The organism is Paenibacillus sp. 2TAB26, assembly GCF_052115145.1.
In the GTDB taxonomy this organism is placed as follows: Bacteria; Bacillota; Bacilli; order Paenibacillales; family Paenibacillaceae; genus Pristimantibacillus.
Genome location: NZ_JBFRGC010000058.1, coordinates 1 through 14310 on the forward strand (window position 1 = coordinate 1; position 14310 = coordinate 14310).

Consider the following 14310-nt stretch of genomic DNA (forward strand, 5'->3'; position numbering starts at 1 on the left):
TTCAGTACCGAGGATATCGATCAGCGTAATTTCATTGCCTTCCTTATCCGTTCCAATTGGATCATGAAGTGATACGTCTTTCCTAGTCTTCTTCAAAGACCGAAGGTGCATAAGTATTTCATTCTCGATACAACGAGCAGCAAATGTAGAGAGCTTCGTCCCTTTCCCGGTTTGGAAGCTCTCGATCGCTTTAATCAGACCGATCGTCCCGATCGAGATCAAGTCCTCGAGATCCTCCCCAGTATTGTCGAATTTTTTGACATTGTGTACACAACCTGATGTAATTTCAGAATAGGCAGTACTTGATTGGATAATAAACCATTAATCGCGGTTCAACTGCCAGTCCTCGTCTTTCCCAATCCGTTTAACTAGTGCTGAATCGATTTCATACATGAGCTCGCTGAACAAATAGCACGGAATATCTATTGGTCGAATTCTATCATCATCCTTGATATCACTATAAACGTAACTGCCACGGGCAACTGTGCCTGAGCGATAGAATTCCAACTCATAGATCGTAACCGTCTCGTCCTCCATTCCGACTGAAACGCCGCTAAACGTTAAATTCGCTCCGATTCCTTGCATTTCGAATTCCTTGAAGTATTCATAGTAACTTCCACCGTCAACGACTGAGCCTTTAGACCAACCGAATTTATTCATTGCGCCAAGCAAAGAAAATCCATTGATCGTTACGCCTGCGTAATCCATCACATTCGTTTCTTCGATGTCTCTGCTTACCGCGGTAAAGATAGTCCGATTTAATTGCAAGATAGGCTGTTTGACCTCATAATCCTCAATATGCTGTTTCCATTGCTGCTTCTCTTCATTCCCAAGTTCCAAGGGATGAACTAGCCCGATAAGATCATCTGCCAAAAGCGTGATCTCGTTCTCGTCGATTGTGCTGAAACTCCCGTCCTCGATGTAACGGAACGTTGCTGCAAGCTCATTACCCGTGTACACTCCCCATACGAGCCCGGCCGCAAAACCATGCTGAATCGTATTGTCGATAAACAGTTTATGCCAATCGGCAAACGACCACCTTCTTCTGGTCACAAGCGACTGCTCCAGCCGTATGTGAAACGACTCGCGAATAGTCTTTAGCTGTTTTTTTAGCTGCTTGAACTTCACATATGCAGCCTTAGCAAGCGCTGAATCATCCGACTCACCAGGAGTAGGGAGGGTTTTATATAGTTTCCCGTTCTTATCCGTGATACGCAAGTCATGGCTGAGTAGCAGTTCAATCCTGAATTGCCTGGATCCATAATGTATGGTTTGGCAGCCTCGTGCATCGAATCCAAGAGTCGGTATGACCAGGTCTGCCAGTTCTTCTGTCGAAATACCTCGTAAGATAGCTGCTTGGGTAAAGGCATCGGCTGCTGCCAACTTAATCTGCTTAAACTTGAATTTTCTTGAGATTTGATCAATGAAGACGAGCGCTGAATCCAGTGGTGATAATAGAAGCGCCCTTACCGCTTCACAGGCGATTGCTCCGCGTGATTCCAGCGGCCATGCTTGAATGCGCTCTTGCAGCACCGAGACGACACGCTCATCGCCAAAGGCAGTAGTGAAGGCTAAAACCCATTTTTTATTCGCCTCGGCGCCCTTATTTAGCCAGCGATTCAAAACCTCGTAGGCTAGTTCAGCCAAATCATCCACACGCAGTGGAGAAGCTAACTCATGTGCCTTCCAATTGCGGCTGATTTCTCCTTGATTGGCATACGCACTAATGATAGCTTGGCATACATGGGCTTCACTCTCTTCCCCTGACTCATAATTGTGTAGTATAGGCAGTGTAGCAGGCTCAAGCCAGATCAGATTAATGAGTGGCGACGATAATACTTCGGGCTCAATGGGAGAACTCGGCGTTAACTCCAAAATTCCTTGCAATTTGTTGGAGAGTAACTCTTTGATTTTTGCATTCTTCTCACGTACGTAAAGCTCTTGTAAGGCTCGGATCGATTGATCATCGTCCCATCCACTAACAAGCCTAACGACACTTTCCCGTATATTTGACTTTTTATGAGAAAGCAGTGGAATGATTGATGCGATTAGTTGCGAACTGGATGCTAACAGTTTCACAGTCTTGTCACGAACAAGCTTGCTATCGTCTGCCAAATATTTTATCGATAAGCCAGCAAACTCGTCTGCGTCATAGGTCATAAGAAAGGATAGAATAAAGCATTTTTCATCAGGAATAGTCTCATGGGTGGTGAGATAATATGCTAAATGCTCCATGAAGTGACTCCTATTGTCATTCATATATTGAATGGTTTGTTGTGACCATGCATGATTGTCAGGATGCACCAAATCAATTGGAGCAGTCTTAAGAAGGAAGGGAACTAAATCTAACAACTCACCGCCAGCTTGTTGATATGCACGAAGGAACCCTTCAAAATCGAGCCCATTCCTCATCGTCCAACTGCATAACATAATGAGTGTTACTACATCCGTATGAACTAGAAAACAAATAATACGATTATAAAGAATAGAGTGCGGCCATAGATGTTCCGCAGCTATTGACAACGATCGGAATGTTTTATTACTCCCACGGTATTGCAGCCACTTCGACTTTAGGTTCTCTGTTAATGGCGCACCACGGAAGAACTCCATAAGCTCTAGCATGTCTTCTGCAGGTACTTCCTCACTAACGAGAATTCCCTCTATATTATCCAAGAAATTCTCTTCTACCACATCCAGATAAGGATAACCTTCCGTTTCTTCCCATAGAAAAAGACATAAGTATAATGTTTCTAGCTTGGAAGATGCTACTATAGCCCGTTCGTATTCAACACGATCACGAGCAAGTTCTGCTCGAAGCTGTACTTTATTATAATTGTTTGTGATTTGCCTAATATATAACTCTCTTGGCACGCCATGTTTTGCATAATAATTAGGAACCTCGAGCATCCTCCTATCCCAGTCGTACTTAACTGCTGATGAATATTGCCAATAGAAACCTATTGGATCTAGGAGAATAAAGATACGAAGGAGGGACTCAGAGAAAGGAACTGTCCCTTGGGTTATTTCCGCTATATATAAAGCCTGCTGTAGCCAATCTTTGAAATAACTGTACCCCCACTCCACTTTTTTTGCTAACTGTTTAATATCTTCCACTGACGCATTGCTTTGAATGGCTTGCATCACTTCTGTAGCAATCTTGATGGTTTGGCGGTCTGTCATCATTTCGTTCTCAATCCATACCATTAGTTCTTGTTCGAATTCGGTTGACGTAATATTGCCCGCATTCTCTGCGATTATCAAGTGAGCCGTCATTATCAATCGGTTGAACTTGTCCGCCAACTGTAACTGAGCATGAATAAGCTCAGGTTCACGCTCAGCGACATGAGCGATAAACACAAATCTATGTTTTTCCATTCTTCCGGATAATTCTTCGTGATCAAGAAACCACTGCCATAACAATGCCAGTGGAATTTCATAGCTGCTCATCAGTGTTAAGCAGCCTCTGCGCCACAATGCGTCGTCAACATAACCGCAACTGGCTTCTAGGAACGATTCCTGACCAATCCTTAGCAGCAACGCAAATAATCTACCAAGAAGATCCGGTTCTTTTCCTTTTTGATGGAGCTTGCGGATATGAGACCATATTTCTCCTACTCCCTGCGGCTGACTATGCCGAGGGAATTGAATAATAGGTACATGGTCCGGAAAGATACCGCCTTCTTCAATATAACGCGTACAAGCCGCAGCAATTTCTACATCTAAACCAATGTCGATTAACATCTGTTCCAATCCGCTTAACGTCGATATACTTTTGCCCACTTGCTCATCACACCAATCCGTAGTGGTCACGCGACTTGCTTAATTGTCGAATACTTCTAGCAGCATCGATAAACGATTGTAATCGTACGGAAGCCATAGTACCAGCGACATTATCTAATTGTCGTTCATTCTGCTCAATTCCAATTGCTGAATCATCTCAGTAATGATAGAGCTTCCATAGTTAAGTTCAGCCTCATAGAACTGCTGCTTAATTTTGTGCAGGCGACTCATCTCGTCCTCGGTTAATTGAGGTAGCCACCCTTTCCATACTTGCGGGAAATGATATCTTTGAGCCATTTCGTTAACTCATCTGGTGTCATTACGCCAACCAAGGCTCCTATCGAAGACCACATCTCGGCCGCGCGTCTATTGTAGGCTGGCACGACCTCCCTATCTAAAGAAGGAAATATAATAAGGCGGCTCCTTGTCTCCCTAATAGCTCTTGCCCATTTGTACATCCGTTTGTAGGAACCGCCTTCATACAGCGACAATGGTTCGCTATGGGTCAGATAAATGCGCATATTCATATTCCAGCACATTTCAGATAGTTGTTCCACCACCCAACTGTACGCTTAGCAGTGCTTGTACGGAATCTCGCATATAATCAGTAACGTCCAAAATCTGTGTATCGAACAGGTCAAGCTGATCACGCAGCATGGACAATTTCTAGAAGATAGACGCCATAACTGCATTATGGATTACATTGTCGATCATGCTCCAGCTCTGATCAACCAGCGTAATAATCTTCCATGGCTGATGAGGTATTGATCTACGATGGTAGTAAACTTTCTCAATAAAGAGCTTCTGCTGCTTTAAATCATAGGAATGCTAAAGTTTCTCCTAAACCGTCAAATGATATTTGTTTTTCTAAATAGACAATTATTCGTTCTTTATGATTTTCGGTTAGTTTCGGTTTATCTTGATCGTAATACTTTTCTTCATATTTCTGGACAAAGCTTATCGTTTCTTCTTGTGTAATTGGCTCTAGCATTTGTATGGCACCTTATCCTTTACCGAAATAAACAATTAGATAGTTATGGAAATAGTATACTATATTTGTATATGTGAAACTATTACAAACAGTAACACGCCTATAGGTTCTACCGTTATTCTTAATTGTATATCTGTTATAGTATGACTTTATGAAAAAATGAAATTGAGGTGTACGTTTTAACTCGATTTAGATAGAGTTCTCATAACAAAAGGCCACTCCTGACGGAGCAGCCCTGTATCATTATTCATTCTAACGCTTCGCTTTATAAAATTCATGATAAAGCTTCATTAGAGCCCTCTTCTCAATCCGCGAAACATAACTCCGCGAGATCCCGAGTTCCTTCGCAATCTCCCGCTGCGTCCGTTCATCCCCGCCATGCTCCAGACCAAAGCGGCCAATAACAACTTCCTTCTCGCGGTCATCCAATATATCAAGATTTTTATAAATCTTGCTCTTCTCAATCTTCAGCTGCACCTTATCCACGATATCATCGGCCTCCGTACCGAGGATATCGATCAACGTGATCTCGTTGCCTTCCTTATCCGTGCCGATCGGATCGTGCAGCGATACGTCCTTTCGCGTCTTTTTCAAAGACCGCAGATGCATAAGTATTTCGTTCTCAATACAGCGAGCCGCGAACGTCGCGAGCTTCGTGCCTTTCCCGGTCTGGAAGCTCTCGATGGCTTTAATCAATCCAATCGTGCCAATGGAGATTAGATCCTCTAAATCTTCCCCGGTATTGTCGAATTTTTTGACATTGTGAACTCGATCCGATGTAACCACTTGATGCACCATGTAGAATACAATAGAAAAACCTTGACGGTCATGAGGGCAATCAAGGTTTTTAGTCTTTTATACGTTGGTTGTTCACATTAGCGTAGGCATTGTTATTTTGCACGTGAAACAAATAAGAGGGATATTTCCGCTATAAGAAGCTTCCCTCTTTACTTATACAAATATTGTTTTAGTAAAAACAATTAAATTATTGAATAAAGCTTACCATCATTAGTCACTTTTATTGGTGGTTGCTTGCAATTAATGTATGCCGAAGTCATTAAAGTGCCGAAGGTTTTCTCGGTGAAGAATAGTGGTCCTTCTATACAGTTTCGGTGTTCCTCCTTTAACTCAAGTAAAATATTTACCATTTGAGGTGCAAGTTTCCGAGTGTATTGCGAAGCAGTATCTACAGCATACTTATAATTTGCAATTATTAGTAATGCTTCTTCTAATTCATTTCGTTCTTCAACAAACATTCCCTCCGAAATTACATCACATGTCGCATAAACCATAGCATAATATATTGCATTAGGATCATTTTTCCTTTGTAAATTGGGGAGTAGTCTGCTTTCTTTCTCCAGATCCACATATTTAGATATTTCCAGAATTAATTCCCTATAATCGCCTATAAATACACCAGCATCCAGAAAATCGCCACCACTCAATATGTCATATACTTTTTCAGGGAATTGCTCCCTCCCCAGTAACAGTTGTCCTTGTTTAACGAAATGACTAATAAGAGGCTCCCATCCATCCCAAACAATATTGAAATAGTCAAGAGCAGGAGGGAGTCGTTCTCCTGTGGATGGGATCATAATACTAATTTCTGTATCCCCTGATGTTATATGATCCCATCCTGCGAACCACAGGATTCTTTCATAACTCTGATTTCTAGAAGATATGCCAAGACCTACGTTTTTAATTTCTACTAAGGCTTTATTGGTATCTTGAAGTATCGTCATTGCTTCTTTACCACTTATAATTGTAGAAGGGTCATGCTTAGCTTTGTTATATTTTTTTCGTAGTTCGTGTAGTGAATCGATAGAAGTTTGGGACACATCTTGGCTTACTAAATGATTAACCAGTACTTCAAATGTATCTCTATTCCTCGTATTATTGTAAATGCCTTCTTTAAGAAATAATTCAACTTCAGAACCAATGTCCTTGATATATTTAGCAATATCGTTTGAAGTATGGTGAGCCGCCAAGTGTGTGAGTAGTTGGCTGTAAGCTTGGTTGGATATATCTGTAATTCTATCTATATAAGTTTGCACAATAATCCTTCTTTCTGCGTATAAACTTATTTTTATTGTAACTGTTTGTCGCGCTGTCTGAAGTCTGCAAGCATGGAGTATCAATATTAGCCCAAGCTAGCATTGTATCACTCTATTCATTCGTGGTATACATTAAAAAAGCTAATTTATGATCTTGGCAGTTCCTAACCTGAAGGGAAATGTCTAAATAAATTGCTTCACGAACACAGTCCTTAATATTATTTGAATGTGAATTTACTATTGGATATTTTAACTTCCAAGCTCCATTACTAAAAATATATAAATACAAAGTATACTCCTCTTCATTATCTTCATAAATACGGAACGAAAGGTGACCTTGTTCAAATGTATTACCATGTTCCGTCCTATTACTATCGTAAGAACTACAGTGATCGCAGATAGAAGATCAGCTCTCCTCAAAAGTATTAATTTCAAGTTACTTCCCTAATTCTTCAAGTGAGATGTCACATGTCTGGGTCAACACCAAGTAATAGCACCTCATTTGCTCTCATGAAAAAGCTCGACGTCATATATTACTACCACGCACTCCATTTGCCTTGAGTATACAAAAAAAATGATGTCGTGAAGATCATCTGGTAGGTCCTTGGCAGAAGACAATCTCATTTCTGTAATCATTGTTTAAATGATATTTTCTCTTAGAATATAGCCAATAGTAGATCCTTTTTCTATAAGAAAATTCAGTGTAACTAAAATTTTCTGTTTCAACAGCTTATTCTTTTTAATCTTTTCTCGATTTTCATAGACATACTTTCTCACCAAGTTTTCTAGATAGTAAGAAGTATTAATTTCAAGTTTTAAAGCGCTATATTCTGAATGTTTTGATAACATATTGGATATCCATATTAGTCCATCATCTACAAAAGGGCTTCCAATGTCATTCAACAGTTTAGATATTGAATATAGAACCGCAGGATGTGGATCCATTTGATCTAATACAGTCTTTATCAATCGCATGTTATTTGATTTTAGCGACCTCCACCCCTTAGTAGAGTCATTCCATCTAACTTGTGCAAATAAGTAACTTTTGATGATTTTATCTAGGTACCAATTATTAGTTTTGTCAATAGTAGCTTCAATTATTTTATCTTTGAATTCATTCCACACCAGCCAAAAATTATCATAACTATATATTCTATCTTCAGCATATATAAACTCTTGGAACATCTCTGCTATAGGTTCTGTTAAATTGAACTCATCAATAAATGGCTGAATAAATCTCGGTAATTCAATATTTTCTGAATTTAAAACAATATATGCATATCTTGTCAAAAAATCTTTACGTACCTTATAATCGATTTTGTCACAGTCTCTACCTTGCGTTAGTTCTTTTGCAAACACTGAAATTATTACATGTGCAATCGCAATATGCTTTTCATGTTTTAACTTGACAGGCATCATACCTAAAGTATTAGATAACATCATCGAATCAAGACTTTGAATATTATCTAAATCTGAAAATGAAAAATCATTATCAACCATCTTATTCAGATTCAACTCATTACCAGCTATAAACCTGTTCAATAATTCTCCATAATCAGGTTGGTAAACTCCATTGTCATAGCTTTCTTGACGAATTTCGTTTCTTAACTCATTGTACTTGTGCTTAAAGAATAAATAACCTAATAATAATGAATGTGCATCCTCAAACTCGTTTTCCCACATCTTATGAATTGCAACCATAGAAAAAACGTTAAAACTTTGAATTGACATTATCCCACCAGCAGATTCATCCTTAAACAATGTTAGTAGGAGCAATAATTTTATGGTTTGCTTTTCATCAGGATATAACTTCATCAGTTTAGGTAGTGAAGCAATTGCTTCCTGCATGCCATCGCCTACTTGATAGAAATATTCTGGCTGTACACAAGATATCACGTTAGCAATTATAATGTCCTTACAAAACCCTATATCCTCCTCACTTAAATCATCGACATAATGCTCAACTAATACTACACAGACATTTAATGATATTTGGTAATTAAATAAATGGAATCTCTCATTTTCAGCATGCGTTTCTTGAGGAAGATCTGGGTTATAAGGTTCGTTAAGTCGTTCCAATATTTTCCTAACGTCTCCTAATGCATTTTGAGGATTACTATCATACTTCTCATATTCTTTAGATTTGTCATCATTTTTAGACTTAAAATCAGCCCACAACTTCAAAGGAACATATCTCATATGTTCGTTATACGTTTTTTGATTTTCCTCTATAAAGTCATTTATTTCTGGTTCTATATCAGGTACAAACTCAATTAATATCCCTTCATCAGTCTCTTCGGTATTAATTTTCATCTTTCTTCTATCCATTCTAGAAAGATACAATCGCCAAGTCTTATCTACCGCTATTTGTCCAGATTCATTAGAGAGTTCAATATAATAATTGTCAAGAATACTCCATAATATTTCTTGACGTTCTTTTGCTTCTTCCTCTCCGCCTTCACTTGTTGCAAACATTTGATAATTCAGAAAAAGTCGTTCTAAGCTCCAATTTCGGTGCTTGTCTTCACAGCTCTTAATTCTCTCTTTATCATGATAGCTGTCTTTATTAATACTCCAGTTTTTACCGATTAAATACAGTGATTTTGCACTACTTTCTAATGCCAATCTTTGTGTGTCATGAGTAATAAATTCTCTTGTATTAAACAAAATCTTTGCCGTATCAAATGTCTTTTCGGGATTTGCCAATACGACGCTTGTAACAACTGATGAAATAGAAGCACTGTTACTACATTCAAGTAGGTAGTTGAGCCAACTCACCAACACTTCTCCATCCACTTTTTCAGCCATTTCAAGTAAGAACTTCTCTAAAGCCATATGGATAGATTGAAGTAAATTGGGGCTAACAGGTGAACCTGTGCCTCTGTACATATTCCATAAACATTGACTTATGTATTGCTTTTTATAATGCTCATCACTTAACTTGACTTTGATTTCATCTATCACATCATACTTTGACGCCATATCAGATGTTAAGTACATACCTATAGATTTATTAATGAAACCTACAATGAAATCTATAGTTTCTTTGGGTTTAATTTGAAGTAGCCAGTAAATCGGGCTTTGAAAAGCACTAGGCGGATGATACTCTCCATGGTCATTTTCTATACCGTAATTATGTTCAATATCATCTCTTAAGCTTGAAAACATATGAATTTTTTGAGGTGTATATGTCCAAAATAAATCCGCTAACTCTAAAATTTCTTTTGGTATAACTCTACAAACTGGTACCCCCTCTAATTTAGTCAAGATAAACTTAACTAAATCATAATAAGGGTCTCTATGATGCTTCCATCCATTGCTTTTTATTTCAGTTACAATATCCTTTAATTCACTTTTCAGTTCACTAGAGCCATTAATAATGGTCTTAATAATTAATTCTTGTGTATCATCTCTTGAATAGTAGTTTTCCCCTTGAATTATATCCTGATAATATCTCAAAGCAATAAGTCCAGCATATCGAGTAGTAGCTCCGCTTTTAATCTTGTCGTTCCAGTCATGAATTAAAGGCAAAACAAAATTAATGTTTTCAACCTCAATTGCTTTTAGATTAGTGTATATAAACTCGATTAATGCCTCCCAGCCTATTCCCATTGGCTTTGTTAGAATGTGTTCCAGAGTAAAGATATTTATATCTTTTATGCCTAATTGTGAGAAAAAATCATCATCTACCTCTTTACATGCAATTCGTAAGATAAAAGTTAGCCTTTTCAGTAACCTACAATCATCTAACAATAGTTCATTCTTAAAAACCTTAAAATAAGTTTTTGAATAGTCTGAAAGTAAAACAGAAGCAAATAACTCATCTTTCCAAAAGGACTCAACCTCATCATTTTTAATAGCGTCTTCAATGAATTCTACAATTTCGCTGTCTTCAAGCAATAGTTTCTCTGATATCCAGTTTCGTAAACACCTTCTTATTGGTAACGATTCACCAATTGAAGTAAAAAATCCATTTTCGTCAGACCTATTAGCGAACTCTCTATTAATAATTTTTTCTAACGCCCATTCTTCATAAATATCATGAGTTATGAAATACCCCACGTCCTCATAGCCTAACATTCCATCTTGCATTAATTCATCACATTGGCTACTTAGCTCAGTTTTTACATCAACAAAAAATTGACCTGTATTGGCTCTTCGAGATGCAATTTCTATGAAACATTTTTCTCTTTCTGGTTTACTTTTTTTAACTCTTTGCTCCCACAATTTTGACTTAAATTCAACATAATCAATTTCATTAATATCCTTGTAGAATTTCAAATATTCATTTAAATAGAAAGGATTTCTTATCAATTCTAATAACTTCTTATCCTTAGGTAGAGTAAAAGCATTCGCACTAGCTATAATGATTAATTCATGCTGTTCCAAAGGACGTATCCCAATATTTAATGGAGCAATTTTATAAATTTCGAAAAACTGATAGTTAAGATCTTTAAGATAAACATCTCTAGTCGTAAAAATTACTTTCCAGTTATCTTCAACGATTGCTGATAATAACTCTTTGAAGGGGTCAGTATTCCTTAAATCTAATAACTTTTCAGCTGAATCAATTACTATTGTTTTGTACTTCATATCTTTATGAGCACCAAGAAAATCACTCATACTGAAATCACCAAACATGTCATTAATATTTCTTATTTCAAACTCTGTTGCCTTAAAGATATAAAATGGTGCATCTTCTGCATAGCGTTCATATATTTTTTTTACTAAGACAGTTTTTCCGACCCCGCCTACACCACTGATAATACATACTTGATGAGAACCATTGATAAGTTGATTCATTTCCTGCTCTCTCTCAATTTCAAATTTATTCTCATTGAAAGAGATATCTGTACTTATGTTTTTCAATAGATTTTCACTATGTTCTCGCATTTCTTCTAATATTGTGAATATGCTTTTTTCAAATGTAAAAAAGTGCTTCGAAATAACATCATTTTTTACTGTGACAAATTCAGATTCAAAAAAACTTGCTAAATTCCACTCCAAACTAACATCTAATTCTTTTGCTAGCTTTTCAATATCTTTTAGTCCTTGAGGCGCCTGTCCCTTGTTTTGTCCCCACTCCTGATTTGAGTAGATATGCAATCTATTCACATTTGGATAATCCCTCTTTAATTTATTTAATGTATCCTCAAAATCATTTTTATGATTAGAGAGCGGAGTTTCATAGAACTTTGCTTGCCACGCAACTACATCATCATTAACCTCAATAGGATTTGTTTCTATTGCTGACTGATTCTTATATCTAAATATCCCATATTCCTTATTAAATTGCTTACAGAACAGCAAATAACAAAGCCATTCAAAATTATTCTGAGGGTTATAGCTAAATTTTGCTTTGAATATATCCCAATCTGGTTTAATCACTCACTTCACCTCTTCCAATTAATTTCTTAATCTACCACCTATAAATGTAACTCTAATCATTATTCCCTAACCAACAGCACACAGCACTCCACATGCATCAAATATGTATGCTTAAGTCCCCTCCTGGGTATTTAACAACATCCACGCCTCAATCCTTAACACACACTTCTGCTTTACCACTACTTGTGATACGGTTCTCCGTAATTAGTCTAGTTGCGACCTACATTTCAATTTTTCTATTAACATTTTTTCAAGTTTAATTGCTAAATCATTAAGCCTAATTAGCTCATATTCTTGAGATCCCCCTAGTTTCCTCTTACTTCTCTGTACTTGTTGGGCATATAGACACAACTCTCGGATATCTGTATCCTTCCAGCCTGAAGTATAAAAAATCATTGTCGAATACGCTGGAACTTTCTTTCCACTCTCTAATTGATGTTCACTCATTACAAATAGTGAGTCAAACAGCAATTTCGCACCTTTATCGAACGTAATAAAAATTGGCACTTCTTGATAACCTGATAATTCTGCCAATTGGGAGACTTGAGTTGGCATAAGCATATCAATTGAAGCTGCATATATTTTATTTAAAATTTTCTCCATTCCTATAGATGGACTAGTTTTTTTTAGTATAGTCGATTCTTCTCCTAAGTAGTGGATAACAAATGAAGTACTCACAGGAGAAAATGCATTTATTTCATCCGCTATATAGTGAAACATTTCTTTAATTTTTGTTTTACTATCTCTATCATCGAAATGTTTAAGTAAGTATGCCTTTAAAATAGTTGTATAGGTTATGACTGTTTGATTTTTAAATAACCCATTTTTAAGTAAAAGCGGTGCTTTACTATACTTTATCTCCTCAGTAATCAATTCATTATTCGACAGTAATTCTTTTCTAAAATCCTTATTAAATACTTTCCCTACGCAATCAACCATTTCTTTATATTTTTCAAGATCTATATTCCCTGTCGATTTGGATCTGGATGCTTCCTCACAAGATAGTGCATATATAACTCTTGAAGCGTTATTTTTAACTATATTGATTATTTTTTCAAAGTCATCTTTTTGGCTAAGATAATATTGATTAAACACTTCCATATCATTAATATAGTATCTAGCCATAATTGCAAAATTGGTATCTATAATAAACATAAATTCTCTATCACTATTTTTTAATATTAAATCATCAATATCACTTATTCTCCCATCAACCCAAGCTGATGAAAATACACTCATTCAATCAGCTCCTTTCAATGATTTTCTTTCCCATTTTGCTAAATTTAATATATATTATAGCATTAAGCACAACTTACTTCTTATATTGCGCTTCACTTTGCAAATGATTAAGCCCTATCAGTTTATTAGACATTTTATCTACTTATATTTATCGCAATTCTTGGTTTATAAAAGCAATGTCTAGTAAATGTCTACTTTCTCTAGGCATAACAAAAACCCGTCTTAGCACGGACGGGCTTTTCATGGTGGAGGCGAAGGGATTTGAACTCCCCTTATCCACTATAAGGAAATCTTTACATAGGTCGAGACAACTTATAGAACATAAAAAACAGTGGTTTAAGCATTCCTATTTATTTGTTCATTACGATGCTGACACTACCACTTCCACATGTGTGGAGTGCTTAAACAATAAAAAACCAAACGGTAGTGTTCCGTTTGGTTCTTAAATGGATATAACATCGGGAAATCACTATCATAACTTTATTGTTATTAACGACAAGGCTAAATTAAAAGTTTGAGCTCTACTCTTCCCTACCGCTTCGCCTTATAAAACTCATGATAAAGCTTCATAAGCGCCCTCTTCTCAATCCTTGAAACATAACTCCGACTAATCCCAAGCTCCTTCGCAATCTCCCGCTGCGTCCGCTCATCCCCGCCATGCTCCAGCCCGAAGCGGCCGATGACAACTTCCTTCTCGCGGTCATCAAGAATATCCAAATTCTTATATATCTTCGACTTTTCAATTTTCAACTGCACCTTATCGACGATATCATCCGCTTCAGTACCGAGGATATCGATCAGCGTAATTTCATTGCCTTCCTTATCCGTTCCAATTGGATCATGAAGTGATACGTCTTT

The 14310-nt window shown here is 37.1% G+C and carries 10 protein-coding genes; all 10 read right to left on the reverse strand.

Annotation, left to right across the window (positions count from 1 at the left end):
• On the reverse strand, nt 1-315 hold a 315-nt coding region (locus AB4Z50_RS35400; RefSeq protein ID WP_441887135.1), incomplete at its 3' end, for a sigma factor.
• A gap of 6 nt (nt 316-321) precedes the next feature.
• A complete protein-coding gene (locus AB4Z50_RS35405) occupies nt 322-3810 on the reverse strand; it encodes a DUF4132 domain-containing protein (protein WP_441887117.1) in 3489 nt (1162 codons plus the stop codon).
• Nucleotides 3811-4022: 212 nt separating this feature from the next.
• A complete protein-coding gene (locus AB4Z50_RS35410) occupies nt 4023-4307 on the reverse strand; it encodes a hypothetical protein (protein WP_441887119.1) in 285 nt (94 codons plus the stop codon).
• A gap of 13 nt (nt 4308-4320) precedes the next feature.
• Nucleotides 4321-4443: a hypothetical protein gene (locus AB4Z50_RS35415; protein ID WP_441887121.1), complete on the reverse strand. Its 123-nt coding sequence runs from the start codon at nt 4441-4443 to the stop codon at nt 4321-4323.
• Between the two features lie 154 nt (nt 4444-4597).
• Nucleotides 4598-4771: a hypothetical protein gene (locus AB4Z50_RS35420; protein WP_441887123.1), complete on the reverse strand. Its 174-nt coding sequence runs from the start codon at nt 4769-4771 to the stop codon at nt 4598-4600.
• Nucleotides 4772-5023: 252 nt separating this feature from the next.
• Nucleotides 5024-5569 carry an RNA polymerase sporulation sigma factor SigK gene (gene sigK / locus AB4Z50_RS35425; RefSeq protein WP_441887125.1) on the reverse strand — a complete coding sequence of 182 codons (546 nt, stop codon included), beginning with the start codon at nt 5567-5569 and terminating at the stop codon, nt 5024-5026.
• Between the two features lie 182 nt (nt 5570-5751).
• Nucleotides 5752-6825, reverse strand: a complete 1074-nt coding sequence (locus AB4Z50_RS35430) for a hypothetical protein (RefSeq protein WP_441887127.1) — start codon at nt 6823-6825, stop codon at nt 5752-5754.
• Nucleotides 6826-7464: 639 nt separating this feature from the next.
• On the reverse strand, nt 7465-12213 hold the full coding sequence (gene avs4, locus AB4Z50_RS35435) for an AVAST type 4 anti-phage nuclease Avs4 (protein ID WP_441887129.1): 4749 nt from the start codon (nt 12211-12213) through the stop codon (nt 7465-7467).
• A gap of 204 nt (nt 12214-12417) precedes the next feature.
• Nucleotides 12418-13452, reverse strand: a complete 1035-nt coding sequence (locus tag AB4Z50_RS35440) for a hypothetical protein (protein ID WP_441887131.1) — start codon at nt 13450-13452, stop codon at nt 12418-12420.
• A 531-nt stretch (nt 13453-13983) separates the two neighbouring features.
• On the reverse strand, nt 13984-14310 hold a 327-nt coding region (locus AB4Z50_RS35445), incomplete at its 5' end, for a sigma-70 family RNA polymerase sigma factor (RefSeq protein WP_441887133.1).

What these genes read in the sequence shown, in the direction of transcription:
- AB4Z50_RS35410 (WP_441887119.1), bottom strand. Translation starts at nt 4,307, where the DNA reads ATGAATATGCGCATTTATCTGACCCATAGCGAACCATTGTCGCTGTAT.
- AB4Z50_RS35420 (WP_441887123.1), bottom strand. Translation starts at nt 4,771, where the DNA reads ATGCTAGAGCCAATTACACAAGAAGAAACGATAAGCTTTGTCCAGAAA.
- sigK (WP_441887125.1), bottom strand. Translation starts at nt 5,569, where the DNA reads ATGGTGCATCAAGTGGTTACATCGGATCGAGTTCACAATGTCAAAAAA.
- AB4Z50_RS35440 (WP_441887131.1), bottom strand. Translation starts at nt 13,452, where the DNA reads ATGAGTGTATTTTCATCAGCTTGGGTTGATGGGAGAATAAGTGATATT.